The organism is Capnocytophaga sp. oral taxon 863 str. F0517, from assembly GCF_000466425.1.
Classification (GTDB): domain Bacteria; phylum Bacteroidota; class Bacteroidia; order Flavobacteriales; family Flavobacteriaceae; genus Capnocytophaga.
Map to the genome: position 1 here is coordinate 66,729 of NZ_KE992174.1, position 17,264 is coordinate 83,992.

General features: G+C 40.1%; 21 protein-coding genes. 18 read left to right on the forward strand and 3 right to left on the reverse strand.

Features of this window, described 5'->3' with window-relative positions:
- The first annotated feature begins 34 nt into the window (after positions 1-34).
- The 10 genes from HMPREF1551_RS11340 (at position 35) to HMPREF1551_RS11385 (ending at position 9,175) form a co-directional block, all read left to right on the forward strand.
- A complete protein-coding gene (locus HMPREF1551_RS11340) occupies positions 35-802 on the forward strand; it encodes a hypothetical protein (protein WP_231374982.1) in 768 nt (255 codons plus the stop codon).
- 32 nt (positions 803-834) lie between these two features.
- Positions 835-1,875 carry a DUF445 domain-containing protein gene (locus HMPREF1551_RS11345; RefSeq protein WP_021629296.1) on the forward strand — a complete coding sequence of 347 codons (1,041 nt, stop codon included), beginning with the start codon at positions 835-837 and terminating at the stop codon, positions 1,873-1,875.
- 44 nt (positions 1,876-1,919) lie between these two features.
- Positions 1,920-3,050: a tRNA guanosine(34) transglycosylase Tgt gene (gene tgt / locus HMPREF1551_RS11350; protein WP_021629297.1), complete on the forward strand. Its 1,131-nt coding sequence runs from the start codon at positions 1,920-1,922 to the stop codon at positions 3,048-3,050.
- Positions 3,051-3,073: 23 nt separating this feature from the next.
- Positions 3,074-4,153, forward strand: coding sequence for an LptF/LptG family permease (locus HMPREF1551_RS11355; RefSeq protein WP_021629298.1), 1,080 nt, complete (start codon positions 3,074-3,076; stop codon positions 4,151-4,153).
- A gap of 63 nt (positions 4,154-4,216) precedes the next feature.
- Positions 4,217-4,915: a carboxypeptidase-like regulatory domain-containing protein gene (locus HMPREF1551_RS11360; RefSeq protein WP_021629299.1), complete on the forward strand. Its 699-nt coding sequence runs from the start codon at positions 4,217-4,219 to the stop codon at positions 4,913-4,915.
- A gap of 22 nt (positions 4,916-4,937) precedes the next feature.
- On the forward strand, positions 4,938-5,690 hold the full coding sequence (fabG, locus tag HMPREF1551_RS11365) for a 3-oxoacyl-[acyl-carrier-protein] reductase (protein WP_021629300.1): 753 nt from the start codon (positions 4,938-4,940) through the stop codon (positions 5,688-5,690).
- Positions 5,691-5,823: 133 nt separating this feature from the next.
- On the forward strand, positions 5,824-6,594 hold the full coding sequence (locus HMPREF1551_RS11370; RefSeq protein WP_021629301.1) for a ParA family protein: 771 nt from the start codon (positions 5,824-5,826) through the stop codon (positions 6,592-6,594).
- A 3-nt stretch (positions 6,595-6,597) separates the two neighbouring features.
- Positions 6,598-7,521, forward strand: a complete 924-nt coding sequence (locus HMPREF1551_RS11375) for a ParB/RepB/Spo0J family partition protein (protein ID WP_021629302.1) — start codon at positions 6,598-6,600, stop codon at positions 7,519-7,521.
- On the forward strand, positions 7,511-8,101 hold the full coding sequence (locus tag HMPREF1551_RS11380; protein ID WP_021629303.1) for a DUF5683 domain-containing protein: 591 nt from the start codon (positions 7,511-7,513) through the stop codon (positions 8,099-8,101). The genes HMPREF1551_RS11375 and HMPREF1551_RS11380 overlap by 11 nt, the downstream gene beginning before the upstream one ends.
- 48 nt (positions 8,102-8,149) lie before the next feature.
- A complete protein-coding gene (locus tag HMPREF1551_RS11385) occupies positions 8,150-9,175 on the forward strand; it encodes a DUF3078 domain-containing protein (RefSeq protein WP_021629304.1) in 1,026 nt (341 codons plus the stop codon).
- Between the two features lie 2 nt (positions 9,176-9,177).
- On the opposite strand, the gene hemW is transcribed toward HMPREF1551_RS11385, so the two are convergent.
- Genes hemW through HMPREF1551_RS11400 form a run of 3 tightly spaced genes read right to left on the reverse strand, consistent with a single transcriptional unit; the run spans position 9,178 to position 11,840 of the window.
- On the reverse strand, positions 9,178-10,311 hold the full coding sequence (gene hemW, locus HMPREF1551_RS11390; protein ID WP_034544667.1) for a radical SAM family heme chaperone HemW: 1,134 nt from the start codon (positions 10,309-10,311) through the stop codon (positions 9,178-9,180).
- A gap of 3 nt (positions 10,312-10,314) precedes the next feature.
- Positions 10,315-10,866, reverse strand: coding sequence for a crossover junction endodeoxyribonuclease RuvC (gene ruvC / locus HMPREF1551_RS11395; RefSeq protein WP_034544681.1), 552 nt, complete (start codon positions 10,864-10,866; stop codon positions 10,315-10,317).
- Between the two features lie 11 nt (positions 10,867-10,877).
- The gene (locus HMPREF1551_RS11400; protein ID WP_021629307.1) at positions 10,878-11,840 is read right to left on the reverse strand and encodes a type I phosphomannose isomerase catalytic subunit; all 963 of its coding nucleotides are present in this window, start codon (positions 11,838-11,840) and stop codon (positions 10,878-10,880) included.
- Between the two features lie 171 nt (positions 11,841-12,011).
- Here HMPREF1551_RS11400 and HMPREF1551_RS11405 point away from each other — a divergent pair, with 171 nt between their 5' ends.
- The 8 genes from HMPREF1551_RS11405 (at position 12,012) to rpsI (ending at position 17,205) form a co-directional block, all read left to right on the forward strand.
- A complete protein-coding gene (locus HMPREF1551_RS11405) occupies positions 12,012-12,650 on the forward strand; it encodes a hypothetical protein (protein WP_021629309.1) in 639 nt (212 codons plus the stop codon).
- 98 nt (positions 12,651-12,748) lie between these two features.
- Positions 12,749-13,033, forward strand: a complete 285-nt coding sequence (locus tag HMPREF1551_RS13525) for a hypothetical protein (protein WP_021629310.1) — start codon at positions 12,749-12,751, stop codon at positions 13,031-13,033.
- Complete coding sequence (locus HMPREF1551_RS11415) at positions 13,023-13,409, forward strand: hypothetical protein (RefSeq protein ID WP_021629311.1); 387 nt, start codon at positions 13,023-13,025, stop codon at positions 13,407-13,409. The genes HMPREF1551_RS13525 and HMPREF1551_RS11415 overlap by 11 nt, the downstream gene beginning before the upstream one ends.
- A gap of 627 nt (positions 13,410-14,036) precedes the next feature.
- Complete coding sequence (locus HMPREF1551_RS11420; RefSeq protein ID WP_021629312.1) at positions 14,037-15,065, forward strand: hypothetical protein; 1,029 nt, start codon at positions 14,037-14,039, stop codon at positions 15,063-15,065.
- 154 nt (positions 15,066-15,219) lie between these two features.
- On the forward strand, positions 15,220-15,438 hold the full coding sequence (locus HMPREF1551_RS13740) for a hypothetical protein (protein ID WP_021629313.1): 219 nt from the start codon (positions 15,220-15,222) through the stop codon (positions 15,436-15,438).
- A 65-nt stretch (positions 15,439-15,503) separates the two neighbouring features.
- The gene (locus HMPREF1551_RS11425) at positions 15,504-16,079 is read left to right on the forward strand and encodes a hypothetical protein (RefSeq protein WP_021629314.1); all 576 of its coding nucleotides are present in this window, start codon (positions 15,504-15,506) and stop codon (positions 16,077-16,079) included.
- A gap of 284 nt (positions 16,080-16,363) precedes the next feature.
- A complete protein-coding gene (gene rplM / locus HMPREF1551_RS11430; protein ID WP_034544668.1) occupies positions 16,364-16,819 on the forward strand; it encodes a 50S ribosomal protein L13 in 456 nt (151 codons plus the stop codon).
- On the forward strand, positions 16,819-17,205 hold the full coding sequence (gene rpsI / locus HMPREF1551_RS11435) for a 30S ribosomal protein S9 (RefSeq protein ID WP_021629316.1): 387 nt from the start codon (positions 16,819-16,821) through the stop codon (positions 17,203-17,205). Before rplM ends, rpsI begins: the two co-directional genes overlap by 1 nt.
- Positions 17,206-17,264: the final 59 nt, after the last annotated feature.

Consider the following 17,264-nt stretch of genomic DNA (forward strand, 5'->3'; position numbering starts at 1 on the left):
AAGTTGTAATTTTTTCAAATCTTCATCTTCTGAAATGACAGAAGAACCTCCTGTCATAACAGAAGATGAAGTAATACAAGAGGATACAGAAGATGATTATATCCCTAATATTCCTGATGGAGTGAAAGATATTGCTTTCAAAAGAGAGAAAGGAGAGGCGATTCTTATAGGAGAAATGATAGCTACATATGACAAAAAAGGAGAATTTCTAGAATATCGTACAGATATTGATAGAAAATTTGTAACTATCAAAGCTATTTCGGAGCTTATGTACAATGAAACCGAGGATTTCTGTGAAGAATATTACTTTGTAAAGGCAGAATTGGCTAATGGAGAACCCCTTATTTTGGATGGAAGGCGAGTCTATAAGCTCCAAGAGAAGCCTTTTGAAAAGGTTTTCGATCCTTCACAGGCAATTCGGATTTATCGGACAGAATATTATGGACAACCTTTCTTTACAGATGAGCTTACAGGCTGTGGCTCTCCTTTTGACCCTGTAGTATTGGTCTCCATAGATGGCTTCAAGGGCTTGGTTACTTTGGAGAAAAATGAAATCGCTCATCAGGTATTTAATGATGTTCATTCTTCAAGGGGAAAAGTAGATTTTTTAGAATTTTGTAATGACGAGGGTTGCGGAGAGAAAGTACTTAATGCAGAACTAACTTCAGATGGAATCGTGCTTAAAGTCCATAGAGAATTCCAAGAAGGATACACCGATTATGAGATCTTGCTAACCAAGGAAGAGCAAGGATACAAAGCTACCTATCTGAATTATCCAGAAAGAAAATATGATGAACCTTAACAGGTAAGGAAGAACAAACTATCTCAGTTACCATGAACCAAGATACCAAACAGAAAAAACTCCAACAACATAAGAACCTTGCCTTAGGGCTTTTACTACTGATGTTAGTGCTCTATATAACAGCGGTCATTTGCCAGCGCCGAGCTCCCCAGTGGAGTTGGGTAGGCTATCTGAAGGCTTTTTCGGAGGCGGCTATGGTGGGTGCCTTGGCGGACTGGTTTGCCGTGGTAGCACTCTTTCGCCGTCCTATGGGGCTGAATATCCCGCATACCAACCTCATTGAGGCCAGAAAGAATGATATAGGTGAGAACTTAGGGACTTTTGTAGTGGAAAATTTCCTCAAATTCCAGCAAATACGCCCTTATATTGCCAAGATCAAGCCTTCTTCCTTTCTCTTGGACTGGCTTTCCAAGGAAAGTACGCCCGCTCAGCTAACGGCTTTCATAGAAAGCTATCCGCTCCATACCAAAGCCAGTACACTTTTGGTACAATTCTTGAAAGCGCATAAGCATGAGGGCTTCCTCTCGGATGCGCTCCATAAGGTGGCTTCCTATCTGGATACGCATCGCCAGACTCTGGAGCGACAGATTGATGACCAATTTCCTATGATTGTCCCCGCTTTTATTCGGGAAGCAATAGCCGAAAAGGTGGCCGAAGGGCTTTATCAGTATATCCTCAAGATGGCACAAGACCCTTCCCATCCTATTCGTGAGGAACTAACCCAGGAGCTTTATGGCTTTGCCCAAAGGCTCAATACGCCCCAATGGCAACAGCAACTAACGGCTTTACTCCAAAAGGGGATCACGCACCTTACCGAGGAGCTGCGTGCCAATACCACCCTGCAAGCTCAGTTGGATACTTGGGCACAAAAGCTCGCCTATCAGTTTGTCCTAAGAAACAAACAGGAAGTAGGGCGGCTCATTTCCGCCACAGTAGCACAGTGGGAGGGGCGTCAGCTGAGTGAAAAACTGGAATTGGAGGTGGGTAAGGACTTACAATTTATCCGTGTCAATGGTACTTTGGTAGGAGGATTGGTAGGCCTAATAATTTACTTTATTACTCAGCTTTTCTAAAAGCTAAATTTTGACTATCTTTGCACCCTGAAAAAGCGCCTTATATGAATTTTGAATTACTAGCTACAGATGCCGCCTCTCATGCCCGTGCAGGGCGTATTACCACCGACCATGGGGTGATAGAAACCCCTATCTTTATGCCGGTGGGAACCGTGGCTTCTGTCAAGGGAGTACAACAGCGAGAACTATCCGAGGATATCAATGCCGATATTATCCTTGGAAATACCTATCACCTCTACCTGCGCCCTACCACTTCCATACTGGAGCAGGCCGGGGGGCTGCATAAGTTTATGCACTGGGACCGAAATATCCTTACCGATAGCGGGGGGTATCAAGTGTATTCTTTTTCCAGTACCCGAAAGATTAAGGAAGAAGGGGTACGATTCAAAAGCCATATTGACGGCTCTTATCACTTCTTTTCTCCTGAAAAATCAATGGAAATTCAGCGTAGCATAGGGGCAGATATCATCATGGCCTTTGACGAATGTACGCCCTACCCTTGCGAATATGGCTACGCCAAGCGCTCTATGCACATGACACATCGCTGGCTGGATCGCTGCATAAGTTACTTGCAGGAGAACGCGCCTAAGTATGGTTACCATCAGTCTCTTTTTCCTATTGTACAAGGCTCTGTATATCCTGACTTGCGCCGTGCCTCTGCCGAATATATTGCCTCCAAAGGGGCAGATGGAAATGCTATCGGGGGGCTCTCGGTAGGAGAACCCGCCGAGAAGATGTATGAGATTACCGAAATTGTATGCGACATCCTCCCCAAGGATAAGCCTCGCTACCTGATGGGGGTGGGAACCCCTATCAATATATTGGAGAACATTGCCTTGGGAGTGGATATGTTCGACTGTGTGATGCCTACGCGCAATGCTCGCAATGGTATGCTCTTCACCGCTCATGGTACCATTAATATAAAAAATAAAAAGTGGGAAAACGATTTTTCTCCTATTGACGAAAACGGCTATACTTTTGTAGATACCTATTATACCAAGGCTTACCTGCGCCATCTCTTTGCCGCTGAGGAATTCTTAGGCAAGCAGATTGCGACCATTCACAACTTGGGCTTCTACCTTTGGCTGGTGCGTGAGGCAAGAAAACATATTTTGCAAGGCGATTTCTCCCAGTGGAAAGCCCAAATGGTCAGCCAGATGAATAATCGTTTGTAATCCCTGTGTAAACCTGACAAGGAATGAAATTAATCGACCGATATATACTCAAGCGTTATTTCCTGACCTACTCCGCTCTCTTCCTGATGTTTATTCCCATTGGGATTTTGGTGGATTTCGCTGAGAAAAACCAAAAAATGTTCGATAACCATGCCCCTACGGAGGCGATTGTGAAGTACTATGCCAACTTCGTGGTGCATTTCGCCAATATTCTCTTCCCAATCTTCCTCTTCCTCTCGGTAATCTGGTTTACTTCCAAGCTGGCTGAGAAGACAGAGATTGTGGCCATGCTTAGTTCTGGGATTTCTTACAATCGTTTCCTCCGCCCTTATTTCTACGGAGCGACGATACTATCGCTTTTCGTCTTGGTGATGGGCATGTTTGTGGTGCCTTATTCCAGTGGGGTGTACAATGAGTTCTATGGAACTTACCTCTCTCCAAATCTCTATTCCAAGGGAAACAAATTGTATAATCAGATCAATAAGAACGAATATATCTATGTCAGTAATTTTGATTCCAATCAAAATGAGGGGGCTAATTTTGTTTTAGAACGCTTCAATGGCCTTACCCTAACCGATAAGATTACTGCAAGCAATATACAATGGATTGAAAATGATAGTGTGAGGACTTATAGGCTCTACAATTATACCCATCGCAAGGTAGGGGAGCGTGAAGATATTTACGAACAAGCCTATCAGAAGGATACCTTGCTTAATTTCAAGACGACCGACCTGCTTCCTATAGAATATGCGGCCGAGACCAAAAATTTCTTCGAACTGAATAAGTTTATCGCTGAAGAACGACAAAAAGGCTCTCCTAATGTTCGTATCTATGAGCTGGTGTATTACCGCCGTTGGGCAGCGATTTTCAACGTATTTATTCTTACTATTATCGGAGTAGCGGTTTCCTCGGTTAAGAAGCGAGGCGGTATGGGGGTCAATTTGGCCTTTGGGGTACTCATCGGCTTCTCTTATGTGTTCTTTGAGCGTGTCTTTGGGATCATGGCCGAAAAGTCGGGGATTACCCCGCTGATGGCGGTGATTATCCCCAATGTAATGTTTGCCTTATTGGCGGTTTATATGATACGTAAATCAAGGAGGTAACCTATGAAAAACTATGTACTATTTCTTGTAAGTATCTTATGTACTTCGTGTTTGGTTTCACGAATGGCAAGTCCTATTATCACAGGGCGGGTCTTGGATTACCATGGGAATCCTATAGAACACTGTCAAGTAGGAGAGGTTCTGACCGATAAGCAAGGGTATTTTACAATTCCAGAAAAAAGGTATCACGAATTTACTTTTATTGGATTTGAAGCGCCTCCTGTTCATATACATTTGGAAGTTAAAAAAGAAGGGTATGAGCCTGATGCTATTGTTATGAGAAATCCTTTCGGAGGTGCCGATCCCAAAGGAACCGTTTGGGAAGCTCATGATATTTACCTGAAAGAAATAGATCAGAAGATAGCCTTAAGGGATGTATTGGAGAATGCGGAAAGACAAGTCGTCTATACAGAGGACGGTCAGCTTATGGGCTTTCTTTGTACAGACACAGGAGATATTCCTTCCACACTCAGAGTAAATGATAGGTGGAAAATGTTTGATAGTATAAAAGAAGTAGTATATTATCAGCAGCAGAGAGCATACTATGTGGCGACCAAAATGCTTTTTGATAAAGGAGAATTGTGCTTTTTAGAATATTTGGATGACCAAATGACCAAGGATACGACCTATTATGGACGATATGAGTATCTTTCGGATAGTATCGTACAAATAGAAATGAATCACCCAAAAATAAGTGGGAAATACCATGCAGAGGATTTTGATAAATATTTCTTTAGCCTTAAAAAATCAACTAACGACTAATAAATAATAAAATATAAAAAAAATGAATTTACTAAAAGGAAAGACCGCAATTGTTACCGGTGGTAGCCGCGGTATAGGAGCCGGTATTGTGAAGGCTTTCGTAGAACAAGGGGCTAATGTAGCATTTACTTTCTATGGAACCGCTCCCGAAGAAGCCGAGGCCGAGATAAAAGAACTCAAAGACAAAGGAGCTAAAATTGCCTTTTATCAAAGTAATGCTGCTGATTTTGACGCTTGTGAACAATTGGTTTCTAAGGTATTAGAGGACTTTGGAGGAATTGATATATTAGTTAACAATGCAGGTATTACCAAGGACAATTTGCTGATGCGTATGAGTGAAGCAGATTTCGACAAGGTGATTGCTGTAAACCTTAAGTCTATCTTCAATATGACCAAGGCTGTACAAAAAGTATTCCTCAAGCAGCGCTCGGGTAATATTATCAATATGAGTAGCGTAGTAGGAGTGCAGGGAAATGCAGGTCAGGCCAATTATGCAGCTTCTAAGGCGGGTATCTTAGGCTTTACCAAGTCCGTTGCCTTAGAGTTGGGCTCTCGTAATATCCGTTGCAATGCCATCGCTCCTGGCTTTATAGAAACCGAAATGACTGCCAAGCTCGCCCCTGAAGTGGTACAAGGATGGCGCGATTCTATCCCACTTAAGCGTGGTGGAACTGCCGAGGATATCGCCAACGCTTGTGTCTTCTTGGCCTCTGACATGAGTGCTTACATTACCGGACAAGTACTTCGTATTGATGGAGGAATGATCACCGCTTAATCCCAAAAAGCATTTGTAGTGTGGTTATCAAGCTCCTAACTACAAATGCTTTTTAACGAAAATTGTTAATAACTTTGTTTTGTTAATCGCAAAAATAGACGTACTTTTACCCTCTGAAAAAATAATATGATTTATGGGCAAAATTATAGCTGTAGCCAACCAAAAAGGAGGGGTAGGTAAGACTACCTCTTCCATTAATTTAGCCGCTGCCTTAGGGGTCTTGGAAAGAAAAGTGCTCCTAATAGATGCCGACCCACAAGCCAACGCTACCTCTGGTCTTGGTATAGATGTAGAAGCTGTAGAGAAGGGTACCTATGAGGTCTTAGAACATTCCGTTCAAGCACAGGAGACGATCCAGCCTACTACCTCTCCTAACTTAGACCTTATCGCCGCTCATATTGACCTGGTCGCTATCGAAATAGAACTGGTCGATAAGCCTCGTCGTGAGTATATGCTCAAGGAAGCGCTCGCTCCTATCAAAGACAAATATGACTATATCATCATTGACTGTGCGCCTTCCTTAGGACTGCTCACCCTCAATGCGCTTACTGCTGCCGACTCAGTCATCATCCCGATCCAATGTGAGTATTTCGCCCTCGAAGGGCTGGGTAAGCTCCTCAATACGATCAAAAGTGTACAGAAAATTCATAATCCAGCCCTTGATATCGAAGGGCTGCTCTTGACTATGTATGATGCCCGACTAAGACTCTCTAACCAAGTGGTCGAAGAGGTACAAAAACACTTTAGCGAAATGGTCTTCGAAACTATTATTCAGCGAAATATCCGCCTTAGTGAGGCGCCCAGCTTCGGAGAAACTATTATCAGTTATGATGCGGCAAGCAAGGGAGCGGCCAACTATATCAGCTTAGCAGAAGAAATTATTAAAAAGAATACCAAGGCATAGCGTATGGGAAAGTTAAACAAAGGACAGCGATTGGGGCGTGGCTTAGGTGCCTTGCTCCCTTCTGAGGATATCCAATCGGCCTCTGATGCCAATGCGGATAAGCTTATTGGCAATGTATTGGAACTCCCGTTAGACCAAATTACAGAAAACCCTTACCAGCCTCGTACCGTATTTAGTGAAGAAGCGCTTAACGAACTGGCTACCTCCATCAAGGAATTGGGGGTCATTCAGCCTATTACAGTCAGAAAGATTGATACCCAAAAATACGAACTTATCTCCGGGGAACGCCGTTGGCGTGCTGCTAAAATAGCAGGCCTTACCACTATCCCTGCCTTTATCCGTATCGCCAACGATGAGGAATCCCTCATGATGGCGCTGGTGGAGAATATCCAAAGGCAAGACCTCGACCCTATAGAGGTGGCGCTAAGCTACAATCGTATGATCGAAGAGCTGAACCTCACTCAGGAGCAGATGAGCGAGAGAGTGGGCAAGAAGCGTTCTACCATTACCAACTATTTACGCCTTTTAAGGCTCGACCCTATTATACAAACGGGGATTCGTGATGGCTTTATCTCCATGGGGCACGGACGTGCGTTGATTAATATCGAGGATAAGGAGCAACAATTGGAGCTCTATAACCGTATCGTCGCCCAAGACCTCTCGGTACGCGATACCGAACAGGCTGTACAACAACTCAAGAACCCACAAAAGGTGGCGGTAATTCCTCCTAAGCAAGAACCTAAAGAGAAAGAGGCGCCTGTACCCCTACCTTCTTTTGTGTCTGAAAAGCTTGAGGGGCTACGCCAAAGATTTGGAAAACATTTTGCTGTAAAGATGGATAAATCAGGAAAAGGAAAAATAGAAATCCCTTTCCAATCAGAAGAAGAATTAGAACGTATACAAAAAATACTACACGGTGAGGATTAGTCTTTACATACTAATAACGCTCTTGACAACTCATATATGGGCGCAAACTGATACTTTAGCCCTTAAGAAAAGCCCTATTGTAGCGACCCATTCAGTAGCCCCTACATGGAATACGGATCCGCTTTCTCCCGCTCGTGCTGCTTTCTATTCTGCTATCATTCCAGGACTGGGACAGGCTTATAATAAGAGTTATTGGAAAATCCCTATTGTCTATTTTGCAATAGGTTTCCCTGCTTATCTTTATTTCCAAAATGATAAAGAGCTTGACCGTTATCGTACAGCTTACAAAAGTCGTATGGATGGCAGAACGGACGATGAGTTCTATCCAGGTCGTACCCAGGGGGTACCACGCCTGAGTACCGATGCCCTAAGACGTGCTCAAAACCTATATCGAAGAAATAAAGAAATGGCCTTGCTCTTTGCTATTGGTTTCTATGCCCTTAATATTATTGAGGCCAATGTAGATGCCCACCTCAAACAATTTAATGTAGATGAAAACCTATCCATGGAACCTTTCTTGTATCACAATCATCTTAATAATCCATGTATAGGCCTTACCCTTACCTATAAACTTAGATAATGATTAATGGATTGGGAACTTACCACTAATCACTAATGACCAACGACTATGAAATTAGCACTTAAGATCTTCTTACTATTAGCTGTTCTCCCTTTGCAGGCACAGATAAGGAAAGTAAACCCTAAAATCATGCCGCCTATTATCCAAATGAAACAGGTTGATTTTAGTAAAAATGAACTCAATTATACCTTTGAGAAAATAAAACTTCAAAACGAACGCTGGTATAAGTTCAATGCCTTAGGGCTTAATATGAGCGAAGTGGCTTATTCCAATTGGAATGCTGGAGGGGTCAACTCTATTACTTTCTTAGCGGATGTTAAGCTCCGTCGTCGTTACTTAGTCGAAAACTATTTTTGGGATAACGAATTGGTAGCCAACTATGGAATCAATGCTCAAAAGGGAGAAGGCCTTAGAAAAACGGACGATCAGGTGTCACTGACTTCTTCCTATGGCTATCGTACCGGATTCAGAGATTGGTATTATTCATCCAAACTGACATTTAATACTCAGTTCAGCGATGGTTACGACTATCCAAGAAGTGAAGGGGACGAACCTATTTCTCGATTTATGGCGCCTGGCTATCTCTATATAGGTATCGGTGCCGAGTATGCCCCAGAAAAAGGTAAAACAGCTCTGTTTGTATCTCCATTAACGCTGAAATCTACCTTCGTTCTGGATCAAAACCTTGCCGATAAGGGGTCTTTTGGGCTTCCTGTAGCTGAATATGACAATGCAGGCAACATTACCAAGCACTCCAAACGCAGCCTTACCGAAGTGGGTTTCTTGCTTTCCGGTAAGCATGAGATAGAAATCTATGAGAATGTGACCATGTATAATCAGGTCTCTTTCTATACCCAATATGACAAGAGCTTTGGAAATATTGACGTCGATTGGCAGATGTCTGTCGATATGAAAATTAATAACTATCTACAAGCTCGTATCGGTACCCATCTCAAATATGATGACGATATCAAATTCAAGGAAAGAATACTCCCTAACGGTGCCAAACAATTATACAGCCCTCGGGTTCAATTCAAACAGATATTAGGGGTCGGGTTCAAATATATTTTCTAAGCCTATACCATGAATAGGTCGGAGGCGATCCCATCACTGAGAAACAATCCTGCTTCGGTGGTAATAAGATAATTTTCTTTTTTCAACAATAGGCCTTTCTCTATATAGGGAAGGGCTTCTTTTTGTAGGTAATTCATATAGGTCTGCCCAAAATCGGCTCGGATACGCTCCAAGCTGATGCCTTTTCGGATCCTCAGCCCTGTCATAATGCGCTCATTGTAGAGGTCTTTCTTAGAGAGTTCTTCCCACTCTTGAGGGAGCACACCTTGTGCAATTTGTTGGATATATTTTATGTTATGGGCAATATTCCACATACGTGCCTGCCCATTGTAGCTATGGGCTGAAGGGCCTACCCCCATATAGGGCTTTTGCTCCCAATAGGCGGTATTGTTTTGGCTAAAATAGCCTTCTTTCCCGAAATTGGAGAGCTCATAATGTACAAAACCCGCCTGTTCCATACGCTCCTTCAGTAAGTAAAAGTGTTGGCGAGCTTGCCCATCATCAGTAGGGGGGAGCTTGCCTTTTTGGATAAATTGATATAGAGCAGTACGGGGTTCTACCGTGAGGGCATAGGCCGAGAGATGGGGAATCCCAAAGGAAAGGGCGCGCTCTATATTGGTGAGCCAACGCGCTTCACTCATATGAGGAATCCCATAGATGAGGTCTATAGTGGTGTTGGTAAATAGGGGCACCGCTTGTTCTAAGAAAGCTATCGCTTGCGCAGCACTATGCGCCCGATTCATCAGCCGTAAGTCTTCCTCATAGAAGGATTGTACCCCTATACTAAGGCGGTTAATGCCCAATTCTTTTAAATGAGCTAAGGAAAGTTGTCCACTTGAGTGGGAAAAATCATCAGGATTGACCTCTATAGTGATTTCAGCCCCTTCATTGACTTTGTAATGCTGGTAGATAGTGGCAAAAATAGTACTTAGCTCTGCATAAGTGAGTACCGAAGGGGTGCCTCCCCCCAGATAGAGGGTCTGTAGGGGAGTGGTAGCCTCTGTTTTTCTCAGTTCCAATTCCTTGCATAAGGCCTCCACCATTGCTCCCTTGTGCTTTAGAGTGGTAGAGAAATGGAAATCACAGTAGTGGCAGGCCTGTCGGCAAAAAGGAATGTGGATATAAAGGCTATACATCACTCAAGAGACTCTGTTTTCGTTTTGCTTGACAAAGGCTTCCCAAGAGGAATAACTTTGCTGCTTTTCGGCTTTTCCACCATTGAAAAAGTGGCAGACAGCTACGGCCAGTCCGTCAGTGGCATCAAGGTGAGAGGGGAGCTGCTTGAACCGAAGCAACTGCTGCAACATCTTGGCGACTTGTTCCTTAGAGGCATTCCCATTGCCGGTGATGGCCATCTTTACTTTTTTGGGTTCGTATTCGGTAATAGGTAGGTCGCGGGCTAGGCCGGCTGCCATGGCAACTCCTTGGGCACGTCCCAGCTTGAGCATGGATTGTACATTCTTCCCGAAGAAGGGAGCTTCTATGGCCAGCTCATCCGGGTGATAGGTATCTATAAGCTCCGTAGTTCGTTCGAATATGAGCTTGAGCTTCAGGTAATGATTGTCATATTTGCTCAAAAGCAGTTCATTCATTTGGACAAAACGCATCTGGTTCTTCACTACCTCTATGATACCAAACCCCATCACAGTCGTACCGGGGTCTACCCCTAAGATTATTTTCTCTACTACCACTTTCCTTTCTTTTAGCAAGATACTTGTAAGACCTCCATATGTCCCTTAAGGCTGATTTCCTTACATGAGGCAGGCACCAATAGCGTTTGTCCTTTTTCCAAAGGCAGTTCCATATCCCCATATTGTAGGCTGCCCTTACTGGCAACTCCTATATAGATGTGGAATGATTCTCCAGAAAGGGTCAGGGGCATCTCTTGGTTGATTTTCAGATAATCTGTAGTAAAATAGGGTGATGCCACAGCAGGATTAACGGTGTTTTCCGCCTTGGTATAGGACTTGCGGAAATCGTCTTTTTGCTCAAAATCAATGGCATCTAGGGCAAGTTCTGTATGTAGTTCTCGGTAATTGCCATTTTTGTCCTTGCGGTCAAAGTCATATACGCGGTAAGTGATGTCGCTCGTCTGTTGGATTTCAGCCAATAAGACTCCAGCTCCTATCGCGTGGATTTTCCCTGCTGGGATAAAGAACATATCCCCATGGGCTACCTTCTCATAATGAAGCAATTGGCTAAGAGTTTTATCAGCCAAGTGGGCTTGGTATTCCTCACGGCTTACATTTCGGTTGAAGCCAATGATGATAGAGGCCTCAGGGTCGGCATCCATGATATACCACATCTCGGTCTTTCCAAAGGAGTTATGGCGGGCTTTGGCCAAAGCATCATCGGGGTGTACTTGTATGGAAAGGTCTTGAGCGGCATCGATGAATTTGATGAGCAGCGGGAAGTCTGTCCCAAATCGCTTATAAACAGCACTTCCTAAGAGTGCTTCAGGTACTTGCTCTATGAGTGCCTGTAGGGAAGTACCCTTTAGAGCACCATTGCTAATGACAGAAACATCTCCTTTCACTGTAGAGACCTCCCAACTCTCCCCTATAAGAGGCTGATGGATAGGCTTATGGAGTTCCTTCTCGAGTTTCTCTCCGCCCCAAATACGTTCCTTAAAGATAGGGGCAAAGCTAAGTGGATATAGGTTCATTTGTATCAATATTTGAAAGTACAAAAGTACAATTTTTTTTAGAATTACAATCAGCCTTAGGAGTGTTCTATATATTGGCTATTTTTGTTATTTATTTGTTAATCATAAGTGGTTTGGATGTAAATAAAAAGATAAATTTTATCTTTGCACTTTATAGAAAAGCTGTATAAAATGAAAAAAGAAATATGGATACTCTTATTTTTGTATGTCTGTCTTCCTCTGAGGGCACAGAATTCTAAAGAGTTGATAGAGATATTACTTGATTTCTGTCAGCAGGTAACCCAAGAAGAGCCTTCAGAGGAGAAGATATATGCTATTTTTCAAAATATATCCCCTGAAAAGAAATATCTTCTCCTTGAAGAAAAGAAAAGCAGCTTTGCAGGATTTACCCAAGAAAAAGTAGCTTATATAGATCCGGATAAGGAAAAATATAATAATACCAAGCTAATATCTTATAAGAGAGCAGCTGAGCGCGCATACACCTTAGACTTATTCCTCCATAGTCCCTATAGTATCAAAGCAGGAAAAGTGAGCTATGAAAAGGCCATATATCCTATCTCTTTTCCTGAGCTGACAGAGAAGTTGGGGCGTGTTTTCTATGATCCTATTTTCCAATTCAAGGATACCAAAAGGAGTAACTATATTTATCAGAATCCCCAGACACATAAGAAAGTAGTATTTTTTATACTATCCTATAACCCACCTGAGGCACCCTATAACATCATATATCGCATTAAGATAGAGGACATTCGTTTCTTTGATGAAGCTTCCTTAAGCAAAGGTAAGTTTTATATGAAAGGAAAGAACTAAAAATCACCAGAGAGAATTGGGAACTATTGCGTTTTGGTACAATTTTTGCACTTAGCACAAAAAATAATTTGTATCTTTGTACCCCAAATAAGAAGTTTATGGCTTACACTATCACCATTACCAGCAATAGCCCACAAGCATTAGCTTTTGTTGAATATCTGAAAACGCTTAGTTTTGTGGAATTTACAGAAACCCATCCTAAGGAAAAAGACCCTACCAAGGCAAAGGCTAAAGCAGGACTAGCCAAGCCTGAACCTGCCGTGTCCTCCCAGAAAGACGAAACTTTTAGAAAGAAATTTTTAAAAGCACTACAAGAAACCGCTGATGTAAGAGCAGGAAAGAAAGAAGCTATACCTTTTGAAGATTTTATCAATGAAATATAAATTTCATGTGCTACAGAATTTCAGTAAGGAGGCCAAACCCTTATTGAAAAAATACAAATCTCTCAAAAAGGATCTGATAAAACTAAAGGAGGAAATAGAAGCAAACCCTCTCTTAGGCACCTCTTTAGGTGGAGGGTTTAAGAAAATACGCCTCAACATTACCACTAAGAGTAAAGGTAAAAGTGGAGGAGCCAGAGTAATTACGCACGAAGTGGTGTTCAATATAGATACTGATGATGAAACAAAATCCGTTATTTTTGTCTCTATCTATGACAAATCGGAAATAGAAAGCAAGAAAACCAGTGATTTTAAGGAAATAGTGGAAGAATTTAGAAATATGGAAGCACAACAATCCAAGGAAAAAACAAAGAAATAACTCCTCCCAGAGAGAGTTATTTTTTTATATCAATACCTTGCAAAAACTTTCACTTGTAGGAGGAATGGGCACCTATTAAATTTTGTAGCTTTTGTATTGGCGTTATGTACTGGTACGAGTTTGCAGCTCTTTTGTCAAAGAATAAAAGTTCTTAACGACAAAAGAAAAGATCAAATCCGTTTTTATTTAAAACCTTTATAACTAACTATATGTCAGATGTTTAAAAGAGTATTCTTATTTATATATTATATGTAAAAAAAGTTATTTATTTGTTAAATAATTATTTTTATTGATTTTAAATAAAAAAAGAACTTATCTTTGCAGAGAGTTATAAAAGATAATATATCATGAAAAAGTTAATCATTTTTGAGGTCTTTTTATTACTATCATACAGTAAAAATGAATAAGAAGTGAAGGATACTTCTAAAGAACCTTTTGTACAAGAGAAATCATACATTTATTATAACGAGAGTTCGATATAAGTAAAATTATATTTTCAAAGCAAAAAAGCCTGCAAGTGCTCCCAGCTGAGTATGTGAAACACGGAGAGAACTATACAACAACTAAGCGTAACTCTGTAATTCCTAAGGATAAAGAAAACTTTTGGTCTTATAAAAATCAGTGTAAATGAAACAACACAATAACACAGATATAGAAAATCTGGGGGAGCTTTCGTTATATCGAACTTGTATTAAAATAATTAAAAATATGAGAATATTTAACAAATACATAATAATTTTTATTTCTACCTTTTTTATTTGTGCTCAGTGTGAAAAAAATGAAATAGAATTGCTAAATCCTGATGCAAAAGTAATATTACAGCATAATTATTTAATAATAACCTCTGCTGATGGACAACCTGCTCAAGTGGAACTGAAATATACCGTTTTGGGTACAGAAGGTGAGAATGAACAGAAAACACTAAGGAAAACGACACCTTTTATATTTGGAGGAGAGAATGTTTGTTGTTCTTATAGTATAAAAAGAGAAAGTGCTAATGGGTACATTCGTCATTATTTGAATAGAAATTATCAACCTAATGGTGCAGATTATCTTAGTATAAAGAATTTGTCTTCTTCAGAGATAGAGTATGCAGTAATAGGAAATAACAAAATAACTTATTATGATGTAAATGATTTATCCAATGGGAATAGTACTTATTTTACTCAAAATTTGAATACTTTATTGGATAAAACGAAAGTTATAGAACAACCACCTATTCCTATTTATAAGAAAGCCCCTATACTATATTTACTATTTCCTGATAAGGCACCTCAACATGTTTGTTATGCACTGCTTGAAGGTGATGGTACTACAGATGGAGGATTATTTAAGGCAAAAAAAGTACCTTTAAAAAGTCCTTATATAGGAGACCTTACACTTACAACTCCTTATACAATTGAGCAAATAATGGAGCTGTATAAGCAGGAATATGAGAATCAAGGTTCTATACTTTTTTCAAATTATGTTGCTTATACACTCAAGCTACAGGGGAAAAGATATACTTATAGCCTCAAAGAAGAGGGGGAACGAGGAGATAGAAAACTATTGTATTATGGTAAAATAGCTCCTCATCAATCTCTTGATAATCAAGGTGAAATTTGGTTTATTAATTCTGCTGAAGCTAGATATTATGATGTACTTAATTTAGAATAAATGTTAAGAATATGAATATTTGTATAAATATTAAAGTGATAGTATCAAAATTACTCTAAAAGTACTAAATTTTGGAGATATTCTAACGAATACGCCCTATTCTATACAGCAAATACTGGATATATATCGTCAAGAATACACAAAAGGAGGAGTATTGTATAGAAATTACAACTATAGCAAGGATTATTCAGGTGCTTATAAGGCAAGCCTTCGTGAGACTTCCTCTTCTGAGCTGTATTATGGTTCTTACAAAGAATCCATTCATTATGGTAAGATTTCAGCACACCATACACTTACTAACGAAGGTAAAATTTGGTTTCTCAATAATCAAGCAGGAATAAGAGGAGGTGATAAACTTATAGGAGACTACTGAAAGCACCTCTTTTATTTTTTAAAATCAAAATGCACAACGGGTTATAAATCATAGATAAAGGAATAATGAGTGTTTTTTTAATCCTGATAAGTATTTTATTATTTTCTTGTGAAGAGAGTAAAAAGGTAAAATCTAATTTTACTAAGAATACTTTTGTTACTGAGAATGAAAGAATAAAAGTTAATGATTCTTTACCTCTTTTAAAAGACTTTCTATTACTTGAAGATGAATTGCTACAAAAGGACTTGTTTAGAAAGATAGATTCAGTATCTGCTATTCATTATCCAATGTATAAAAAGGAGGATATTGTAAATATAACTCCTAAGATGTTAGGTAGATACCTATATGATATTAATCAATTAGATTTGAAGGATAGCATCATCTCTTATGATATAACTAAAAAAGAATATTATCATAAAATGATCCATAGAGAGATGCAGAAATATAAGACCTCTGATTATAAAAATATTATTTATGTAGAGGCTTATCCTAACAAGACTTTTCGACTGATTATTAATTATTCTTATACTGTCCAATTTGGAAAAGGTGAAGAACCAATTAGCGTAGAATCCTCAATATCCTATTCTTTCAAAATTATTAATAGAAAGATAGAGGAATTTGATATACAAGAATCAGGATAAAGCATAAATAGAAAATAAGCACACTTTATGGAAGATGTTTTTCTAATTTTTGCTCTTAAATTCATACCAAACACCTTAAATGTCAAATTTCGTTTTGCTTCTCCTTATTTTTAGGAAAATATATTTATGCAGCTTATTTAGGGAATAAGAGCATACTAAAAATAAAAAAATAAAAAAATAAATTTGCAGATTTGATAAATTGTTGTACCTTTGCACGCTGTTAGAAATACCAATAAATCAGGGTACTAACACAATTAGGAATGTTTAATTAAAATAATTTAAGTGTGGACACATTAAGTTACAAAACACGCTCAGTGAACAAGCAAACCGCTGAAAAACAGTGGGTTGTGGTAGATGCTGAGGGTCAGAAATTAGGACGTCTTGCCTCCAAAGTTGCCAAACTCCTCAGAGGTAAGTACAAGCCAAGTTACACCCCCCATGCCGATTGTGGGGATAATGTAATCATTATCAACGCTGAGAAAATAGAACTTAGCGGATTAAAAACCGACACTAAGGAGTATCTTCGCTATACAGGATACCCTGGCGGACAACGTATTCAATCTTTCAAACAGGTGCTTGCTAAGTTCCCTGAAAGAATTATTGAAAAAGCTGTAAAAGGGATGCTTCCTAAAAACAAATTAGGTGCTGCTCTTTTCCGTAATCTTAAAGTATATGCAGGGGCTACTCATAACCATGAGTCTCAAAAGCCTGTTTCTATTAACCTAAATGACCTTAAATAATGGAAGTAATTCACAAAATTGGACGTAGAAAAACCGCTGTCGCTCGTATCTACTTGAAAGAGGGAAGTGGTGTAATCACCGTTAACAAGAGAAATTTTACCGATTATTTCACTACGCCTACCCTTCAGTATAAGGTAAAACAGCCTTTCGCCTTAGTCGGTGCTGAAGACTCTTACGATGTAAAAGTAAATGTATACGGGGGAGGTATCACCGGACAAGCTGAGGCTATTCGCTTGGCAATCTCTCGCGCTCTTTGCGAAGTAGAGGCTGAAAACCGTGCCATCCTTAAGCCTGAAGGACTCCTTACTCGCGACCCTCGTATGGTGGAAAGAAAGAAATTCGGTCAGAAAAAAGCCCGCAAGAGATTCCAATTCTCAAAACGTTAATGTTTTATTTAAAATTATTTATTTATTGCCGTATTCCCCGCATAGGGAAGTTAGTTTAG

What these genes read in the sequence shown, in the direction of transcription:
- HMPREF1551_RS11370 (WP_021629301.1), top strand. Translation starts at nt 5,824, where the DNA reads ATGGGCAAAATTATAGCTGTAGCCAACCAAAAAGGAGGGGTAGGTAAG.
- HMPREF1551_RS11355 (WP_021629298.1), top strand. Translation starts at nt 3,074, where the DNA reads ATGAAATTAATCGACCGATATATACTCAAGCGTTATTTCCTGACCTAC.
- HMPREF1551_RS11360 (WP_021629299.1), top strand. Translation starts at nt 4,217, where the DNA reads ATGGCAAGTCCTATTATCACAGGGCGGGTCTTGGATTACCATGGGAAT.
- hemW (WP_034544667.1), bottom strand. Translation starts at nt 10,311, where the DNA reads ATGTATAGCCTTTATATCCACATTCCTTTTTGCCGACAGGCCTGCCAC.
- HMPREF1551_RS11400 (WP_021629307.1), bottom strand. Translation starts at nt 11,840, where the DNA reads ATGAACCTATATCCACTTAGCTTTGCCCCTATCTTTAAGGAACGTATT.
- fabG (WP_021629300.1), top strand. Translation starts at nt 4,938, where the DNA reads ATGAATTTACTAAAAGGAAAGACCGCAATTGTTACCGGTGGTAGCCGC.
- HMPREF1551_RS11345 (WP_021629296.1), top strand. Translation starts at nt 835, where the DNA reads ATGAACCAAGATACCAAACAGAAAAAACTCCAACAACATAAGAACCTT.
- HMPREF1551_RS11375 (WP_021629302.1), top strand. Translation starts at nt 6,598, where the DNA reads ATGGGAAAGTTAAACAAAGGACAGCGATTGGGGCGTGGCTTAGGTGCC.
- HMPREF1551_RS11340 (WP_231374982.1), top strand. Translation starts at nt 35, where the DNA reads ATGACAGAAGAACCTCCTGTCATAACAGAAGATGAAGTAATACAAGAG.
- HMPREF1551_RS11385 (WP_021629304.1), top strand. Translation starts at nt 8,150, where the DNA reads ATGAAATTAGCACTTAAGATCTTCTTACTATTAGCTGTTCTCCCTTTG.
- rpsI (WP_021629316.1), top strand. Translation starts at nt 16,819, where the DNA reads ATGGAAGTAATTCACAAAATTGGACGTAGAAAAACCGCTGTCGCTCGT.
- HMPREF1551_RS11415 (WP_021629311.1), top strand. Translation starts at nt 13,023, where the DNA reads ATGAAATATAAATTTCATGTGCTACAGAATTTCAGTAAGGAGGCCAAA.
- HMPREF1551_RS11420 (WP_021629312.1), top strand. Translation starts at nt 14,037, where the DNA reads ATGAAACAACACAATAACACAGATATAGAAAATCTGGGGGAGCTTTCG.
- HMPREF1551_RS11405 (WP_021629309.1), top strand. Translation starts at nt 12,012, where the DNA reads ATGAAAAAAGAAATATGGATACTCTTATTTTTGTATGTCTGTCTTCCT.
- tgt (WP_021629297.1), top strand. Translation starts at nt 1,920, where the DNA reads ATGAATTTTGAATTACTAGCTACAGATGCCGCCTCTCATGCCCGTGCA.
- HMPREF1551_RS11425 (WP_021629314.1), top strand. Translation starts at nt 15,504, where the DNA reads ATGAGTGTTTTTTTAATCCTGATAAGTATTTTATTATTTTCTTGTGAA.
- HMPREF1551_RS13525 (WP_021629310.1), top strand. Translation starts at nt 12,749, where the DNA reads ATGGCTTACACTATCACCATTACCAGCAATAGCCCACAAGCATTAGCT.